14 protein-coding genes, 1 tRNA gene and 1 pseudogene are annotated in these 15,386 nt (G+C 62.2%); 6 read left to right on the top strand and 10 right to left on the bottom strand.

Going from position 1 to position 15,386, the window contains the following annotated elements:
* Window positions 1-80: 80 nt before the first annotated feature.
* From pstB to phoR, 5 genes are all read right to left on the bottom strand, one after another.
* Window positions 81-896 carry a phosphate ABC transporter ATP-binding protein PstB gene (pstB, locus tag ACT6VE_RS18420; RefSeq protein ID WP_444799966.1) on the bottom strand — a complete coding sequence of 272 codons (816 nt, stop codon included), beginning with the start codon at window positions 894-896 and terminating at the stop codon, window positions 81-83.
* 14 nt (window positions 897-910) lie between these two features.
* A complete protein-coding gene (gene pstA / locus ACT6VE_RS18415) occupies window positions 911-2,239 on the bottom strand; it encodes a phosphate ABC transporter permease PstA (protein ID WP_444799965.1) in 1,329 nt (442 codons plus the stop codon).
* Entirely contained in the window at window positions 2,236-3,720 is a 1,485-nt protein-coding gene (gene pstC / locus ACT6VE_RS18410; protein WP_444799964.1) for a phosphate ABC transporter permease subunit PstC, read from the bottom strand. The genes pstA and pstC overlap by 4 nt, the downstream gene beginning before the upstream one ends.
* 232 nt (window positions 3,721-3,952) lie before the next feature.
* Window positions 3,953-4,987: a substrate-binding domain-containing protein gene (locus ACT6VE_RS18405; protein ID WP_444799963.1), complete on the bottom strand. Its 1,035-nt coding sequence runs from the start codon at window positions 4,985-4,987 to the stop codon at window positions 3,953-3,955.
* 188 nt (window positions 4,988-5,175) lie between these two features.
* A complete protein-coding gene (phoR, locus tag ACT6VE_RS18400; protein WP_444799962.1) occupies window positions 5,176-6,477 on the bottom strand; it encodes a phosphate regulon sensor histidine kinase PhoR in 1,302 nt (433 codons plus the stop codon).
* A 144-nt stretch (window positions 6,478-6,621) separates the two neighbouring features.
* Here phoR and ppk2 point away from each other — a divergent pair, with 144 nt between their 5' ends.
* The gene (gene ppk2 / locus ACT6VE_RS18395; RefSeq protein WP_444799961.1) at window positions 6,622-7,503 is read left to right on the top strand and encodes a polyphosphate kinase 2; all 882 of its coding nucleotides are present in this window, start codon (window positions 6,622-6,624) and stop codon (window positions 7,501-7,503) included.
* 9 nt (window positions 7,504-7,512) lie between these two features.
* Here ppk2 and ACT6VE_RS18390 read toward each other — a convergent pair whose 3' ends face one another.
* Complete coding sequence (locus ACT6VE_RS18390; protein ID WP_444799960.1) at window positions 7,513-8,661, bottom strand: biotin transporter BioY; 1,149 nt, start codon at window positions 8,659-8,661, stop codon at window positions 7,513-7,515.
* A gap of 476 nt (window positions 8,662-9,137) precedes the next feature.
* On the opposite strand from ACT6VE_RS18390, the gene ACT6VE_RS18385 reads away from it, so the two are divergent.
* The 4 genes from ACT6VE_RS18385 (at window position 9,138) to ACT6VE_RS18370 (ending at window position 11,606) form a co-directional block, all read left to right on the top strand.
* Complete coding sequence (locus ACT6VE_RS18385; RefSeq protein WP_444799959.1) at window positions 9,138-10,100, top strand: NAD(P)H-dependent flavin oxidoreductase; 963 nt, start codon at window positions 9,138-9,140, stop codon at window positions 10,098-10,100.
* A 126-nt stretch (window positions 10,101-10,226) separates the two neighbouring features.
* Window positions 10,227-10,302, top strand: a tRNA-Thr gene (locus tag ACT6VE_RS18380).
* Between the two features lie 205 nt (window positions 10,303-10,507).
* A complete protein-coding gene (locus ACT6VE_RS18375; protein WP_444799958.1) occupies window positions 10,508-11,284 on the top strand; it encodes a hypothetical protein in 777 nt (258 codons plus the stop codon).
* Entirely contained in the window at window positions 11,229-11,606 is a 378-nt protein-coding gene (locus tag ACT6VE_RS18370; protein WP_444799957.1) for a DUF3768 domain-containing protein, read from the top strand. The genes ACT6VE_RS18375 and ACT6VE_RS18370 overlap by 56 nt, the downstream gene beginning before the upstream one ends.
* A 56-nt stretch (window positions 11,607-11,662) precedes the next feature.
* On the opposite strand, the gene ACT6VE_RS18365 is transcribed toward ACT6VE_RS18370, so the two are convergent.
* Complete coding sequence (locus ACT6VE_RS18365) at window positions 11,663-11,932, bottom strand: helix-turn-helix domain-containing protein (protein WP_444799956.1); 270 nt, start codon at window positions 11,930-11,932, stop codon at window positions 11,663-11,665.
* 160 nt (window positions 11,933-12,092) lie between these two features.
* Here ACT6VE_RS18365 and ACT6VE_RS18360 point away from each other — a divergent pair, with 160 nt between their 5' ends.
* On the top strand, window positions 12,093-12,425 hold the full coding sequence (locus ACT6VE_RS18360; RefSeq protein ID WP_444800000.1) for a DUF805 domain-containing protein: 333 nt from the start codon (window positions 12,093-12,095) through the stop codon (window positions 12,423-12,425).
* 278 nt (window positions 12,426-12,703) lie between these two features.
* Here ACT6VE_RS18360 and chrA read toward each other — a convergent pair whose 3' ends face one another.
* The 3 genes and pseudogenes from chrA to ACT6VE_RS18345 form a co-directional block, all read right to left on the bottom strand.
* Window positions 12,704-14,104 (bottom strand): chromate efflux transporter, encoded by a 1,401-nt coding sequence (gene chrA / locus ACT6VE_RS18355; RefSeq protein ID WP_444799955.1) that lies wholly within the window; start codon window positions 14,102-14,104, stop codon window positions 12,704-12,706.
* A gap of 4 nt (window positions 14,105-14,108) precedes the next feature.
* Window positions 14,109-14,921, bottom strand: a complete 813-nt coding sequence (locus ACT6VE_RS18350) for a chromate resistance protein ChrB domain-containing protein (protein WP_444799954.1) — start codon at window positions 14,919-14,921, stop codon at window positions 14,109-14,111.
* A 151-nt stretch (window positions 14,922-15,072) separates the two neighbouring features.
* Window positions 15,073-15,288: pseudogene (locus ACT6VE_RS18345) on the bottom strand (transposase); the annotation flags it as partial.
* Between the last annotated feature and the right edge of the window lie 98 nt (window positions 15,289-15,386).

The following is a 15,386-nucleotide window of genomic DNA, read 5'->3' as shown; positions in this document are numbered from 1 at the left end:
TTCGTTTGACGCAATTCCGAACGCAAAACCGTTTCACACTTTTGCTGGAATTGCTTGGGTACTTGGCGACGCCGGAGGCGTCAGCCGAAGCGGCCCATGATGTAGTCCTGCGTGCGCTGGTCGTCCGGGTTGGTGAACATCTTGTCGGTGTCGTTCTCCTCGACGAGATTGCCGAGGTGGAACATGGCGGTGCGCTGCGAGACGCGGGCCGCCTGCTGCATCGAGTGCGTCACGATAACGATCGTGAAGTTGGCGCGCAGCTCATGGATCAGTTCCTCGACCTTGGCGGTCGCGATCGGGTCGAGCGCCGAGCACGGCTCATCCATCAGGATGACTTCCGGGCTGACGGCGACGGCACGCGCGATGCACAGGCGCTGCTGCTGGCCGCCGGAGAGGCCGGTTCCGCCCTCCTGCAGGCGATCCTTCACCTCGTTCCACAGGCCGGCCTTCTGCAGGCTCTTTTCGACGATGGCATCCATGTCCGGCTTCGTCTTGGCGAGGCCGTGGATGCGCGGGCCGTAGGCGACATTTTCGTAGATCGACTTCGGGAAGGGGTTCGGCTTCTGGAACACCATGCCGACGCGGGCGCGCAGTTCCACGACGTCGATGTTCGGGTCGTAGATGTCGTCCGTATCAAGCGTGATGCGGCCGGTGACGCGGCAGCCTTCGATCGTGTCGTTCATGCGGTTCAGCGTGCGCAGGAACGTCGACTTGCCACAGCCCGACGGGCCGATGAGCGCAGTCACTGTGTTTTCACGAACGTTCAGGTTGACGTCGTATAGGGCGCGCTTGTCGCTGTAATAGACCGAAACGTCCTTGCCGATCATCTTGTAGGAAATGTCGTTCATTTTCTTGTCCAGCGCTTTCTCGACTGCTGCTTCTGACATGATGTTCATCTGTCTATAACCTTCTACCAGCGCCGTTCAAAACGGCGGCGCAACAGGATTGCACCCACATTCATGAGGATGAGGAAGATGAGGAGGATGATGATCGCTCCCGATGTACGCTCAACGAAGGCGCGCTCAGCCTCGTTCGCCCACATGTAGATCTGCACCGGAAGGGCCGTTGCGGGATCCATCGGCGTGGACGGAATATCCGCGACGAAGGCCACCATGCCGATAAGCAGCAGCGGTGCGGTTTCGCCGAGCGCGTGGGCGAGGCCGATGATCGTGCCGGTCAGGATGCCCGGCATGGCGAGCGGCAGGACGTGGTGGAACACGGTCTGCATCTTCGAGGCGCCGAGGCCCAGCGCCGCAGCGCGGATCGACGGCGGCACGGCTTTCAGGGCCGCGCGGGTCGCGATGATGATCGTCGGCAGCGTCATCAGGGTCAGCACCAGGCCGCCGACGAGGGCTGCCGAGCGCGGGAAGCCCGCGAAGTTGACGAAGACGGCGAGACCGAGCAGACCGTAGACGATCGACGGCACCGCGGCGAGGTTGTTGATGTTCACCTCGATAAGGTCGGTGAAGCGGTTCTTCGGGGCGAACTCCTCGAGATAGATCGAGGCGGCGACACCGATCGGCAGCGACAGCGCGAGCACGATCAGCATCATGTAGAGCGAGCCGACGGCCGCGACGCCGACGCCGGCGGCTTCCGGACGGCTCGATGCGCCGTTGACGAAGATGCCGGTGTTGAAGTGCTTGGCGAGCACGCCGCTTTCAGCAAGCTGGTTCATCCAGCCGAGCTGCTTGTCGGAGATCTTGCGGTTGCTCTCCGCGACGGAGAGATCGATCTGCCCTTTGAAGGCCGAGTCGAGATCGCCGTGCGCGAGGAACGTCACCGTCTGCGTGGTGCCGATGAGCGCCGGATTGGCCGTGATGAGGTCACGCAGCTGAACGCGGACGCTATCCGAAATCATGCCGTTAACCGCCTTGAGGCCAGCGCGGTCGTCTTCGCTGACGCCGAGCACCTTGGCGAGCGCATTGCGGGCAACGACCGGATAGTTGGCCGAGACCAGCTTCTGCGGATTGGTGGCGCGCTCATTGTTCTTGTCGATGATCTGTTCCGAGAATTCGACCGGAATGGTGATCATCGACTGCTGGAATGCGGTGTAGCCCTTGGAGACGACCGAAAACAGCAGGAGGAACAGGAACAGCAGGCCGAAGCTGATTGCGGCCATGCCGTAGAGGCGGAAGCGGCGTTCGGCGGCGTAGCGACCACGCAGGCCGATATCGCGGCGTTCGGGTTTGGCGACACTGCCAAGGGCGGCCATCGAGGGGCTCGTTGAGACCTGGCTCATTCGTACTGCTCCCGGTATTTGCGCACGATATAGAGGGCGTAGATGTTAAGGCAAAGTGTGATGACGAAGAGCGTGATGCCGAGCGCGAAGGCCACCAGCGTCTGAGGCGAGGTGAATTCGAGGTCGCCCGTCAGCTGGTTGACGATCTTGACCGTCACCGTCGTCATCGGCTCGAACGGGTTGATCTGCATGCGGGCGGCAACACCGGCGGCCAGCACCACGATCATGGTTTCGCCGACAGCGCGCGATGCAGTCATCAGCAGTGCGCCGACGATGCCCGGCAGTGCCGCAGGCAGGATGACGCGCTTGATCGTTTCCGAGCGGGTGGCGCCGAGGCCGAGCGAACCGTCACGCAAGGCGCGGGGCACGGCGGTGATGATGTCGTCCGACAGCGAGGAGACATAGGGGATCAGCATGATGCCCATCACGATGCCGGCCGTCAGAACGCTCTGCGCCTGGATGAAGTTCGAATAGTTGCCGGTGACGAGGCCGTTCAGCTGGGCGGAAATATCGCGCAGGAACGGGCCGACCGTGATCAGGGCAAAGAAGCCGTAGACGATGGTCGGGATACCGGCGAGCACTTCGAGCAGCGGCTTGGCGATCGAGCGGACGGTGCGTGAGGAATATTCGGACATGTAGATCGCCGCGAAGAGGCCAACGGGCACAGCAACCAGCATGGCGACGAAGCCGATATAGAGCGTGCCGGCGAGGAGCGGGATCAGGCCGAACTGGCCGGACGAGTCCGTCGCACCCGCAGCCGCAAAGCGCGGATCCCAGGTCGTGCCGAAGAAGAATTCCCAGGCAGGCACCATGTTGAAGAAGTGAATGGCTTCCGTCGCCATGGAAGCAACGATACCGATCGTCGTCAGAATGGCGATCGAGGAAGCGCCGATAAGACCGACAAGCATCACCCCTTCGACGCGGTTGCGCGCCCGGAACTTCGGCGCGATCGACCGATAGGCGAAGACGGCCCCGCCGAGCGCCGTGACGATGACGAGGATCGACAGCATGGTGCTGCTTGCACTCGACATGCGGTTGAAATCGTCCGCAGAGGTCAGCATGTAGGGCGCCGGATCGGCGGCGAGCGGCACACCCTTGCCGGCCAGCACTGTGCGTGCGGTGGTTCCATCGGCAAACACCCCAGCCCGCTCTTCAGCAGAAAGCAGCCGCAGGCCGCGGGCGATGGCGCCGATCATGTTGTAGTTGAGGTTCTGCGTCGCCTGCGGTTCGGCCTTCACCTCATCGGGAAAGCCGGCGCGCACGGTCGAGCTGATGTAAAAGGGGCTCGCGATGATCCAGACGAGGAGCACGGCGATCGCCGGCAGCATGGCCCAGATGGCAACGAAGGAGCCATAGTAACCCGGCCGGGAATGCAGGTTGGAAAGTTTGCCGCCGGAGAGCGCGTTGGCGCGCCAGCTGCCGACCAAATAGCCCGCCACGCCGATGACGGCGATGATGAGCAGAAGAAGGGAAATACTCATTTAGGAAATTCTCCCGGCGAGATCATCCGCGGTGTCAATTTGTTTGTCGCAATGCCGGACGCAAAACCGCATTCCGCACGTTGCTGGCATTGCTGCGGGCGTAAAATCGCTCGCCTCGACCGTTCGACAAGGCGCCCATTCCCGGTCGAAAAACATGACGCGGGCGAGAACCAGCCGAAAGGAAGCGGCCGGCGCGGCATCTCGTGAGAAATGCCGCGCCGGCCAAAGTCAATTACATGATCTTGCCGTCAGCGAAGGTCTTGCGAATTTCTTCGCGCTCTGCATCCGGAGCCGCGACGAGGCCGTATTCAGCCAGCGGGGAGTCCGGGCCAACCATGTCGTCGCTAGTGAAGAACTCGACATATTCCTTCAGGCCCGGGATGACGCCGAGATGTGCCTTCTTGACGTAGAAGAACAGCGGGCGGGAAACCGGGTATTCGCCGGAAGCGATCGTTTCGGTCGACGGAACGATACCGTTGACGGTGGCGACCTTCAGCTTGTCGGCGTTGTTTTCGTAGAAGGAGAGGCCGAACACGCCGACGCCGGACTTGTTGGCAGCGATGCGGGCGAGCGTTTCGGTGTAGTCGCCGTCGATGTCGATAGCCAGACCGTCCTTACGAACGGCTACGCACTTGGAGAGCTGCTCCTTGGCGTCGGCGATAGCAGCCTTGATGACGTCCTGAGCGCCCGAGTCCTTGCAGCCGTGAGCGAGGATCTTCTCTTCGAAGACTTCGCGCGTGCCGTGCTTTTCGCCCGGGATGTAGGCGGCGATTTCAGCGTCCGGCAGGTCCTTGTTGACTTCCGACCACTTCTTGTAGGGGTTGGCGACGAGCTTGCCGTCAACGACGACTTCGGCGGCGAGCGCGAGGTAAAGGTCCTTCGGCTCGAGCTTCAGGTCGGCATTGCCGGCGTCGGTTGCGAAGACGATGCCGTCGTAACCGATCTTGACTTCCTGGATTTCCGTTACGCCGGCAGCCTTGCAGGCTTCAACTTCGCTGTCCTTGATCGGACGCGAGGAGTTGGCGATGTCGATGGTTTCCGGGCCGACGCCCTTGCAGAATTCCTTCAGGCCGCCCGAAGAACCGCCGGACTCGACGATCGGGGTCTTGAAGTCGGGGAAGGTCTCGCCGAACGTCTCAGCGACGATCTTGGCGTAGGGAAGAACGGTGGAGGAGCCTGCGATCTGGACCTGGTCGCGCGCAATGGCAACGCCTGCGAAAGCGGCGGAGGCAACAAGCGCCGCAACAGTGAGCTTAAGAGATTTCATCTGGGTTCTCCCGAAGAGGACATATGTGGGAAGCGCTGTTCTGCGCTCTCTGCCGTTGACCGGCGGCTCTTCTCTAACCCCCGATCGCCCTCTCTTTTATGTCAGTTTGACGAAACATTTGTGACACGCCAAGCATCTGAAATTAATAGGTAATTTTAATTTACGCCGAAGTAGTACGACTTTTCATGTCAGAACTTGACGGTAAACACCGTTCCCTTGCCCACTTCGGACTTCACCACAAGGCGCGCCCGGTGACGGGTCAGGATGTGCTTGACGATGGCAAGACCGAGGCCTGTGCCCTTCTTGGACCGGCTCGCTTCCACGTTAACCCGGTAGAAACGTTCGGTTATCCGCGGGACATGTTCCGGCGGGATGCCGGGACCGTAATCCGTGACGCTGAATTCGACGGGCGTATCGCCGCCACCGGAGAGCACGACGTCCACCCGCTTGCCCTCCTGGCCGTATTTGCAGGCGTTTTCGATGAGATTTTCGAAAACCTCGACCAGTTCGTCACGGTCGCCCGGAACGGGGACGGGATGTTTGGGCAGGTCGAGCTTGATTTCTACACCGAGATCCGATGCCAGCGGCTGCAGGCTATCCCGCACATGGCCGAGCAGCGGCACGAGGTCGACGGTCTGGTCCGGCGTGAGGTTCGAGCGCAGTTCGAGGCGCGAGAGCGAGAGAAGGTCATCGACGAGGCGGCTCATCCGCGTCGCCTGCTCGTGCATGATGATCAAGAAACGTTCGTGCGCCTTGGCATCGTTCTTGGCCGGGCCCTGGAGGGTCTCGATGAATCCGCGCAGCGATGCCAGCGGCGTGCGCAACTCATGGCTGGCATTGGCGATGAAATCCGAGCGCATGCGATCGATACGGCGCGCCTGGGATATGTCCCGGAAGGTCAACAGCCAAAGCGGTTCCGTCGTTGGACCGGCAAGCGGGGCAATGCGCACGACATAGACCGTCTCGGACGGCAGGCGCTCGGCGTGCTCCGTCTCGCGCGGCTGGCCCGAACCGATGGCATCGCGCACCATGTCGAGAATGCCGGGCGCGCGGATCCGGCCGGCGAGGTCGCTGCCTTGCGGGATCGGGCCGAAAATAGCCTCTGCCGCACGGTTCTGGAGCTTTACCGTTTCGCGCGCCGACAGAAGAAGCGCCGGTGCGTCGAGAGCGCCGAGAACGGCTGCTATCGCCGTGAGGTCATCGGCGGTCGGGGCCGGCTCGACGGCCGGCTGTACGGAAACAGGTACGGCAAGCCCGGCCATGGCTTTGCTGCCAGCCTCAGCCGCACGGCGCTCCATGCGCAAAAGGCCCGCGATGATGAGCAGGAGGACGGCGAACGATACCCAGCCGAGATGAAGCCCGGCAAGCCACATCATGAAGCCAACAAAAAAGGCGGAAGCTATGAGAACGCGCTCGCCCCACAGTTGTGCTGTCAGCCAGCCGAGGCCCGTCCGCTGATCCGTCACCGCCACCCATTCCCTTGCAAGCATCGTATCCTCCGCACCTCCATCGATTCTCCATGGATAGCGCAGCTTCATGACATGTTTTTCACGGTGCGCTTGAATTCGCAATCCGGTTGTGGCCACCTCTCAGTGTAGCGGTATGCGCCGCAGCTGTTTCTGAAGGAGTGGACGATGGCGGAAGAGGCCGAAAGCCGGGCTGTGGAGCTGGATATCGACGGCAAGAAGCGGGTGTTCGATATAGACGATCCAAAGCTTCCCGACTGGATCGACAAGAGGGCTTTCGGCTCCGACGACTATCCCTATGACAAGAAACTCGATGGCGACGAATACGAGGAGACCCTCGAAGCCTTGCAGGTCGAGCTGGTCAAGGTGCAGTTCTGGCAGCAGAAGACCGGCAAGCGCATCATGGCGATCTACGAGGGACGCGACGCCGCCGGCAAGGGCGGTGCCATCCACGCCACCATGTCCAACATGAACCCGCGTTCCGCCCGCGTCGTCGCGCTGACCAAGCCGACCGAGACGGAGCGTGGCCAATGGTATTTCCAGCGCTATGTCGCGACCTTCCCGACATCCGGCGAATTCGTGCTGTTCGACCGCTCCTGGTACAACCGCGCCGGCGTCGAGCCGATCATGGGCTTCTGCACGCCGGAGCAGTCCGAGAAATTCCTGAAGGAGACGCCGCGCATCGAAAAGATGATCGCCTCCGAAGGCATCCATTTCTTCAAGTTCTGGCTGAGTATCGGCCGCGAGATGCAGCTCAAGCGCTTCCACGATCGCCGGCACGATCCCTTGAAGGTCTGGAAGCTCTCGTCGATGGATATCGCCGCGCTCAACAAGTGGGATGACTACACGGAAAAGCGTGATCGCATGCTGAAGGCGACCCATACGGACCGGGCTCCGTGGACCGTGATCCACGCCAACGACAAGCGCCGCGCCCGCATCAACCTGATCCGCCACATCCTGACGACGCTCGACTACGAGGGCAAGGACGAGAAGGCAATCGGCGAGATCGACGACAAGATCGTCGGCTCCGGCCCGGGCTTCCTTAAATAGAAACGAAGCTTATTCACCCGGCAGGATGCGGACAGCATAGAGATTTACGCTCGCATCCCCGCCGGTCATGTCGCTGTTCAGCACCAGATGCCCAGCGCCGCTCGGCGAGAGCGAGCGGTCGAATTCCACCTGGAACAGGATATCTGTGCGCTCCGACACCGTGAAGCGATGGCGGCCGCAGTTGCCCATCGTCGCGAAGTCGCACTCGACCGAAACCTGGATCGGCTTGCCGTTGACCGATTGCAGCGTGAGCGCGACCGTCGAGGTCTTCCCGCCCATTTCGCCCAGGACGTCGGGAGACACCTCGATCAGCACCGAACCGTCGCGCTCGGGATTGGTGGAGGTGACGCGCACCGCCGGACCGTCATTCGTGCTCACGGCTTCAAAACGACCGGCCGCGCCTGCGGAAAGCTTGGCGGTCTCGGCCGGCGAAAAGACGGCGCGCCAGTCGGAAGAGAAGCGGCTCTGCGTATCGAGCGCCTTCTTGAGCGGATCTTCGCCGGAAAAATCCTCCCCGGAAACGGTCGCCGGTGGTGTCGAGCCATCCGCGCCATTCTGCAGGTCGTCGAGAAGCCCGCTCGTCTGCATCCACCAGGCAAGCGCGCCGAAGGCCGCAATCAGCGTCGCCACAACGAGCAGGAAGGAGAAAACCCGGCCACGCCGCTTGCGCGCCTTGGCGACACGCTCCGGGCGGAAATCCGAAGCTTCGTTCGTTGCAGCGCTGCCGGTAGATGTTGTTGCCTTGCTGCTTTTGGCAAAGCCGTCCGCGCGCTCGGGGCGAATGGCGCCGAAATCGCCTGCCGCTGCCGGCTGACGCGTATCGACACGCGGCTCGGCGTCAATCTTCGGTTCGGGACGCACCTCGCGCTCGGCACGCAACACCGGTTCCGGCCGCGCCTCCACGACAGGTTCCACACGGTGGACATCATGCGCGGGCACTGTCGCCAGCTGCGCTCGTTCTTCCACCTCGATTTCGTGGATCGTCGCTTCCAGCCGGTGGCGCTGCGTGGCGATCGTCTCTGGATCGTTTATCTCCTGCTTGCGCAGGCCGGCCTCCAGCGCATTGCGCGCCGACTGGTAGATTCGCGCCCGAACTTCGGCATTGGCGCGTTCGGAGCGCGCCAGCGCGTTTCTGATTGCCGTTTCCAGTCCGCTCACATCTAACCCTTCTGCGGGAGCCGCCTAACGTAGCGGTCACGATACATCTGTAGAAAGAGCCCTACTTTCCGGCCTTTGTTAGCTTTTGCGTAACGTTTGCCGGGGCTTTGCGCAAGTCTTCCGGCCGAAACTGCCTCAGCACCGCCGGGGATAAGCGTTTGGGAGGGCGATGGATTCCGTGCTCCACAGGGAAAGCGCCAGACCGGATTTTGGGGGCAGCGACAGGTTTTTGTCGCAGCATGGCATCAAAACGCGCCGCCAAATCGGCCCGGCCGGCATTTCCAGGCGCGCGATAACCTTCCGCTTCGCGCAATCCGGCCCTGCTCCCTGGTGCCATAGACTTCCAATCTTGACCGCAAACACCCGCCTCGCAGCCGCATACTCCTCCCTTCGCCGCACACCCCTTTTCAGAGAGAAATCCCGCTGCTATGGTTTTGACGTTTTCGTAAACGTCAAAACTGGACTGGACTTCCACCATGGCCCTGCCCGCGATCCTCAAGGACAAGCTGCGCCTGCCCGTCGTCGGCGCGCCGCTCTTCATCGTCTCGCATCCCGCATTGACCCTCGCACAATGCAAGGCCGGCGTCATCGGCGCCTTCCCGGCGCTGAATGCGCGACCGGAATCGCAACTCGACGAGTGGTTGGCGGAAATCACCGAAGGCCTCGCCGCGCACGACGCACAAAACCCCGACCGCCCCGCCGCCCCCTTCGCCGTCAACCAGATCGTCCACCGCTCCAACAAGCGGCTGGAGCACGACCTGATGATGTGCGTGAAGTACAAGGTGCCCGTGGTGATCTCCTCGCTCGGCGCCGTGCCGGAGGTCAACGCCGCGATCCACTCCTATGGCGGCATCGTGCTGCACGACGTGATCAACAACCGGCATGCCAATTCGGCGATCCGCAAGGGCGCGGACGGCCTGATCGCGGTTGCGGCCGGCGCCGGTGGCCATGCCGGCCCGCTCTCGCCCTTCGCGCTGATCCAGGAAATCCGCGAATGGTTCGACGGCCCCCTCCTCCTCTCCGGTGCGATCGCGAACGGTGGCGCTGTCCTCGCCGCCCAGGCGATGGGCGCCGACATGGCCTATATCGGCTCCCCCTTCATCGCCACGACGGAGGCGCGCGCAAGCGACGCCTACAAGCAGATGATCGTCGATAGCGCCGCCGCCGACGTCGTCTATTCCAACTACTTCACGGGCATCCACGGCAACTACCTGAAGCCCTCCATCACTGCCGCTGGCATGGACCCGGATCATCTGCCGGAAGCCGACCCGACGAAGATGGACTTCGAAGCGGCAACGACCGGCGCCAAAGCCTGGAAAGACATCTGGGGCTGCGGCCAGGGCATCGGCGCCATCAAGGAAATAGCCCCCGTCGAAAATCTCGTCGCCCGGCTGGAACGCGAATACATCGCCGCAAAACACCGCATTTGCGCCGCCTGACCGCGGCGCAACGGAAAATCGCACAGGGAAAAATGCGGAAGTTGAAACTCCCCGCTTGAAATCTCTTCCCATTGCGGTTATCAGCGCACCAATTCCGGTCCCGACACGCTTCGGGATCGATAGAAGGCCGCTTTAGCTCAGTTGGTAGAGCACGTCATTCGTAATGACGGGGTCAGCAGTTCGAGTCTGCTAAGCGGCACCATTCTTTTCAATCACCTAGCTAAGTTCCTCGGCAAGCGCGCTAAGTGCTAGAAATCAAATAGCAATCAGCGCAGCGGGAGCAGCCGGGTACGTTCGTACGCGGCCTGCAATCTGGTTCTCAAGGGCAAATTGCCGTCGGCGGCACGATAACTTTTCACAGAGAACGTCCTACGGGCGCGCGCTTTTTCGTTTCAGGCGCACCCCATATGCACACTGCCGCATATCCCTCGCCGTCAAACCCGGCCGTTTCGCTGCCCCGCCTGTCCATCCTCGGCCACCCGCCCAAAGGGCAGGCGCTGCTACCCCTGCCGGTGCCGGCCATCGCCAAGCCGAAACCGCTGCAGGAGGCGCCACCGGCCGCGTTGGTGCTGTTCGGGCTGGACGATCGGGGCAAGGCGCATGGGGCGTGGTTCCCGCAAGGGACTTCAGAGGCGGCTGTCTCCGCCGCCGAAGCCATGGGCATGCTCAGCCTGCCGGTGGACGTCGATGCAGTTCGCTCGCTGGCCGGGCAGTTGCCGCAGGGCAAGATATTCCCGAGCGGCAAGGCGTTCATGCCCTTCGTCAAGACGCCGTTCTACGATGAGCTGATGGCCCACCTGCCGGAGAGCGAGCGCGACCGGGCACGACAGCCGTTGCAGGCAAGCGGCGGAAAAGGCTCTGCCGTTGCCGGTGCTGAGGCGACAGGGACAGGCGCGGTGACCGTGCAGCGCGACAAGCCGGAAGACTGGTCCAAGATCAAGGTCGGCGGCCTCGTGCTCGCTTCCGATGGGGAGGGCGACGGCTGGTATGAGGCCGATGTGGTCGAGGGGCTTCCGGAGGAGTCAAGCTGCGCTGGTATCAATGGCCTGACCTCCCCGACTTTGTGCGGCCGGTCACGGACATCGCCCTGCTGCATCCCCGGCACCAGTTCGCTTGAGGCTGGCGACCATGCGCTTTGCCGATCTCATCACCGATGCGCTGGAGACCGGCCGGGACAGGCTTAACCGCGCCGACACCCTGCGCCGCCTCAACGACAGCTTCCGCCGCACCTTCGCTGACGGCCATGTCGTCCCGACGCGCGGGGTGATGCTGCTCGACCCGGCCGACTGGCGCACCCTGTTTCAGGCGGTTCGGGACTTCGACAGCTTTGACCCTGAAGACGACCCCTATGGCGAACATGACTTCGGGGCGCTGGCCTTCAAGGGCGTGCGGTACTTCTGGAAGATCGACTATTACGACCTCGATCTTCGCCATGCCTCGCCTGATCCCACGGACCCGGCCTTCACCATGCGCGTGATGACGATCATGCGGGCGGACGAATATTGATGCCGGCCCTCGTGATCATCACCGCACCCCGCAAGCCCGCCCCTCGGCGGGCTTCTTCAGTTCAGGGCCTTGGGTTTCCTGCCGGCCTTCAGCGGTGCCGGCTCAGGCTCGCTTGGATCGACATCACGGAACCGGGCTGAGACCCGCACGCCGAGCACAGTGGCAAAAGCCTCCAAGGTCGAGACGGTCACGTTTTCCGAGCCACGCTCGACCCGCCCGACATAGGCGCGATCGATACCAGATTCCAGCGCCAGCCTTTCCTGCGAAAGGCCCTTTGCCACTCGAAGGCGGCGGAGGCTCCAACCGATGGTGCTGTGCGTGTCCATGCCGAGGACATGAGCCACATGGGAGGCTTGACAATCGACGGATTTATAGCCTCCCATTATTCAACTCAAGCACGAACAGAAGGCAAAACCAAATGAACGCCTACGTTGAAGCAATGCGCCGCTACTTCGACTTCAAGGGACGGGCAAGCCGCACCGAGTTCTGGATGTTCACGCTCGTCTGATCGTCGGCGGCATCGTCGCCCTGATCCTCGACGCGGCGCTCGGAAACGGACAAAGTGGCACGCCCTTCGTCACTGCGCTGTGGATCATTCCACACTACATTCCGGCGTTGGCCGTCGCTGTTCGCCGCCTGCATGACCTCGACCGGACAGGCTGGTGGGTGCTGATCGGCATCATCCCGCTCGGCGTACTGGTCCTGCTGGTCTTCTACTGCCAGCCCTCGACGCCGGGTGTGAATCGCTTCGGCACGGGGCGGGCCGGCAAGGGCGCACAATCGCCCGTACAGGCCCGCCAGCAGGCGAATGCGGGTTAGCCGAAACAGCCCCAGCCAAAGCTCAGCCCCCCACAAACCCACACCTAATCAATTCGACCAAAGCGGCTTTGCTGTGGACCTGGTCCGCGCCGCCTCACCTTATGTCACCTGAGGGTCAAAAGCTGAGGCTAATGCGTCACAAATAGCGGGGGTCAACCCGGACGTTACGGGTCATGCACATCGCCAGTTACGTCACGGCAGGGTGTACCGCGCTGTGACGGTCAAGCCCAAGCCATTGCGCTGACTGGAGCCGCCTTTGGCCCCAAGCAAACCTTGCCCTACAACATCAAGCGCCAACCAATCCCCGCTGCCGCCGAGATCGCCAGTGTGACGATAACCGACAGCTTGAGGCGGAAGATGGCGAATACCGCCAGCAAGGTCAGTGTCAGCGACGGTAACAAGAGCGACCCGAAAACGGGTATGTCGAGGGTGAGCGGGCCAAGGACTGTAGGCCGGACCTCGGCGAACAGCACGTGAAGCCCGAACCAAACAGCGAGGTTGAGAATCACCCCGACGACGGCGGCGGTGATCGCCGACATCGCGCCACTGAGCGCGGCGTTGCTGCGCATCTTCTCTATGAAGGGCGCGCCGGCGAATATCCAGAGGAAACTCGGCAGGAACGTCACCCAAGTCGTCAGGATCGCTCCGAGTGTCGCCGCGGCCAGCGGAGACAATGTTCCCGGATCGCGGTAGCCAGCCAGAAAGCCGACGAACTGGGTGACCATGATCAGGGGACCGGGGGTCGTCTCCGCCATGCCAAGGCCATCGAGCATTTCTCCCGGACGAAGCCAGCCGTAGTTTTCTACCGCAGCTTGGGCAACGTAGGCGAGGACGGCATAGGCTCCGCCGAAGGTCACAACCGCCATCTGGCTAAAGAACAACCCGATCTTCGAAAACACATTGTCCCAGCCGAGCCCGAGGACCAGCGCCACCACGGGAACCAGCCAGAGTGCCGCCAGTGCGCCGGAGGTCTTGAGCGACCAAGCGAGGTTGGGCTTGGCGTGCGGCGGGATACCTTCGCCGAGAACGGATTCCCTGTCTTCGAGTATATTGCCCGATCCGAACTTGTGCCCTCCGCCAGCTCTGAACGCGGCAAGTCCCGCCCGACCTCCGAAGTAGCCTATAAGACCGGCGACGATGATGATCAAGGGAAACGGCACATGGAGGAAAAAGATAGCCACGAAGGCGGCCGCCGCTATCGCGACCATCACGTTGTTCTTGAGCGCCCTACTGCCGATCCGGAAAACCGCTTGGATGACGACGGCGAGGACCGCGCATTTCAGGCCGAAGAACATCCCCTCAATCGCGGTGGCGTCGCCGAAAATCACATAGATGTAGCTAAGCGCCAGAATGGAGAGGAAACCCGGCAGGACGAATAGCAGGCCCGCGATCATTCCGCCCTTGGTCTTGTTCAGGAGCCAGCCGATATAGATGGCGAGTTGGTGGGCCTCCGGCCCCGGCAGGAGTATGCAGTAGTTGAGCGCGTGGAGAAAGCGGTGCTCACCCACCCAGCGTTTCTCGTCCACGACGATGCGGTGCATCACGGCGATCTGGCCTGCGGGGCCTCCAAAGCTAAGGGCCGCCACGCGCGCCCATACCTTCACGGCTTCAGATAGCGGGACGACATCGGTGCTGGGCGCAGCGTCGACGCGTGCGTTTGTCTTCGCGAGGTCGGTCATGGTCTTATGCCTTCCTCGGGTTGGGCCAGTTGTGGGTTTCCTCGGTCGCGTCACGGCACCATCTGTAGAAGGCATCGTAGACTGTCATGCCCGCATTGAGTTGTTCAAGATCATCGTTGAACATGCGCGACAGTCCGAGCGATGCCGCCAGTAGCCCCGGCACTTCAAGAGCAAGTTCGGGTCTGGACGTATCGGCTCCCCGGACAATCGTCGCGAGGCGGAGCATCGGCTCGGTCCCGAGACCGAACTCCTCGACCATGACGTCGAAGGTGCAAAGCTCCCCGCGGTGGCTCCAGAATATATCCTCGATGTCGAAGGGCGCGGCGTTGAATCGATCGGCGACGGCCGCAACTTCCGCGGCCGGCACAAACAGGAAGACCGCAGACGGATCGACGAAGCGCCTGATCAGCCACGGACAAGCAATACGGTCGATTTTCGGCCGGGAGCGCGTGACCCAAACTGTCCGCCCGTGGCTGTCGCGGGGCGGCAGCTTTTCCTCGGGGACAAGTGCAACCTTCGACGCACGCCATGCCTCGAAGCCCCCCTCAAGAACCTCAGCAGCCTTGCCAACGGCACGAAGATGGGCGGCGACACCGTGGCCAAGCTTCTGTCCCTTTTGGCAGAGGACAACGCAGGGGCCGTCTAGCCCTTCCGCCCATTCCGTCACATTGCGGTAATCGCGCCGCACCGATCCCGGTATGAGGCGGGGGTCGGCGGCAAAATCCTCGTCGTTGCGGACGTCGATAATCATCGGCGCGTTCGGCGTGCCGACGATGCGGTTCAGCTTGTCGGATGTGATCTCAAGAAATGACGGCATAGCGCGTCCCTCCGGTTTCTCGGGTTTAAAGGACGCGATTCTTCGGCCGTGGCCTCGTGGGGCGATCGCTGCCCCATGCGAGAGAATTTGCACCGCTGCCACGCGGTGTCAAGACCTTCGGCAGGGGCTGGGAAGGTGTAGGCTCCGAGGGCACGGCCAACCGGTTGAACACGCCGAGTCTGCTCCAGCGGATGAAGCGATTATAGATGGTCTTGTGTGGCCCGTATTCCCTGGGCGCGTCACGCCACCGCAACCCATTGCGCAAGACAAAGACAATGCCACTCAAAATCAACCGGTCATCGACACGTGGCACCCCGTGCGACAGCGGGAAATAGCGCTCTATCCGGCGCATCTGCACCTCCGACAAAGCATCGGCTCACTCATCAAGGCGTCGCCATTCGATCCCAGTGAATCAAAGAGAGGAAGACGCTGAAAGTAATTCAATAGGGCCTGAGCCTAAGCCGC

Source organism: Shinella sp. (genome assembly GCF_052438155.1).
Taxonomy (GTDB): domain Bacteria; phylum Pseudomonadota; class Alphaproteobacteria; order Rhizobiales; family Rhizobiaceae; genus Shinella.
Note: the sequence above shows the minus strand (reverse complement) of the source record. Positions and strands in the feature narration are given on the sequence as shown.

What these genes read in the sequence shown, in the direction of transcription:
- pstB (WP_444799966.1), bottom strand. Translation starts at nt 896, where the DNA reads ATGAACATCATGTCAGAAGCAGCAGTCGAGAAAGCGCTGGACAAGAAA.
- pstA (WP_444799965.1), bottom strand. Translation starts at nt 2,239, where the DNA reads ATGAGCCAGGTCTCAACGAGCCCCTCGATGGCCGCCCTTGGCAGTGTC.
- pstC (WP_444799964.1), bottom strand. Translation starts at nt 3,720, where the DNA reads ATGAGTATTTCCCTTCTTCTGCTCATCATCGCCGTCATCGGCGTGGCG.
- ACT6VE_RS18405 (WP_444799963.1), bottom strand. Translation starts at nt 4,987, where the DNA reads ATGAAATCTCTTAAGCTCACTGTTGCGGCGCTTGTTGCCTCCGCCGCT.
- phoR (WP_444799962.1), bottom strand. Translation starts at nt 6,477, where the DNA reads ATGCTTGCAAGGGAATGGGTGGCGGTGACGGATCAGCGGACGGGCCTC.
- ppk2 (WP_444799961.1), top strand. Translation starts at nt 6,622, where the DNA reads ATGGCGGAAGAGGCCGAAAGCCGGGCTGTGGAGCTGGATATCGACGGC.
- ACT6VE_RS18385 (WP_444799959.1), top strand. Translation starts at nt 9,138, where the DNA reads ATGGCCCTGCCCGCGATCCTCAAGGACAAGCTGCGCCTGCCCGTCGTC.
- ACT6VE_RS18375 (WP_444799958.1), top strand. Translation starts at nt 10,508, where the DNA reads ATGCACACTGCCGCATATCCCTCGCCGTCAAACCCGGCCGTTTCGCTG.
- ACT6VE_RS18370 (WP_444799957.1), top strand. Translation starts at nt 11,229, where the DNA reads ATGCGCTTTGCCGATCTCATCACCGATGCGCTGGAGACCGGCCGGGAC.
- ACT6VE_RS18365 (WP_444799956.1), bottom strand. Translation starts at nt 11,932, where the DNA reads ATGGACACGCACAGCACCATCGGTTGGAGCCTCCGCCGCCTTCGAGTG.
- chrA (WP_444799955.1), bottom strand. Translation starts at nt 14,104, where the DNA reads ATGACCGACCTCGCGAAGACAAACGCACGCGTCGACGCTGCGCCCAGC.
- ACT6VE_RS18350 (WP_444799954.1), bottom strand. Translation starts at nt 14,921, where the DNA reads ATGCCGTCATTTCTTGAGATCACATCCGACAAGCTGAACCGCATCGTC.